The organism is Pseudomonas sp. RL_105y_Pfl2_101, from assembly GCF_963970585.1.
GTDB lineage: Bacteria > Pseudomonadota > Gammaproteobacteria > Pseudomonadales > Pseudomonadaceae > Aquipseudomonas.
On the sequence record NZ_CAXAPG010000127.1, the window covers coordinates 1 to 1,091 of the forward strand.

General features: G+C 62.5%; 1 protein-coding gene. It reads right to left on the bottom strand.

Going from position 1 to position 1,091, the window contains the following annotated elements; genetic code table 11:
• The coding region (locus tag AACY31_RS28750; RefSeq protein ID WP_339505658.1) for an amino acid adenylation domain-containing protein at positions 1-1,091 on the bottom strand (1,091 nt) is incomplete at both ends.

Genomic DNA, 1,091 nt, shown 5'->3' on the forward strand with positions numbered 1-1,091 from the left:
TTTCGCCGAACGGATCGGGGATGAACCGCAATGCAGTGAGGTCACCACGGTTCAGGTAGCCCCGTGCCAGACCGGCACGACCGACGTACAGCTCACCGATGCAGCCTTTCGGCACCGGATTCAAATCACCGTCCAATAGATACCAAGATAAGTCGGCAATCGGTTCGCCGATGGGGCTGCTGGCGTCCTGTTCCAGGTCCGCCACTGATAGCGGACGGTAGGTCACGTGCACGGTGGTTTCGGTGATGCCGTACATGTTGATCAGTTGCGGCGCCGCATCGCCGAAGCGCTCGAACCACGGGCGCAAGGACTTGACGTCCAACGCCTCGCCGCCGAACACCACGTAACGCAAGGCATTGCTTCGCGAGTCGGTGCAGGCTTCGTGCATCAGTTGCTTGAACGCCGACGGTGTCTGGTTGAGCACCGTTACCCCGGCATCGCAGAGCAGTTCGTGGAATTGCTGCGGTGAGCGGCTGATGTCATACGGCACGATCAACAGCTCGCCACCGTGGAGCAGCGCGCCAAAGATTTCCCAGACCGAGAAGTCGAATGCGTAGGAATGGAACAGGCTCCAGACATCCTGCGCGCCGAAGCTGAACCAGGATTCGGTGGCCTCGAACAGGCGCAGCACGTTGTGGTGCGGCAGCAAGGTGCCTTTCGGGTTGCCGGTGGAGCCGGAGGTGTAGATCACGTAGGCGAGGTTCGCAGCGTCCATTACTACGTGCGGATCGCTGTCGGTGAAAGCACTGACATCGGCGTCCAACAGCAGCGTCTGCACGCCCTCCGGCACCGGTAATTGATCGACCAGGGCCGCTTGGGTCAGCAGCAAGCGAATGCCGCTGTCCTGCATCATGTAGGCCAGACGATCCTGGGGATACGTCGGGTCCAGCGGCACGTAGGCACCGCCGGCCTTGAGGATCGCCAGCAGGCCCACCAGCATGTCGAAGCCCCGCTCGGCGGCCAGCCCAACCAGCACATCCGGGCCGACGCCGTGAGTGATCAACTGACGGGCGCGGCGGTTGGCCTGGGCGTTGAGTTCGCCGTAGGTCAGGGTTTGGGCGTTGCAACGCAAAGCGATGGCGTCGGGACGC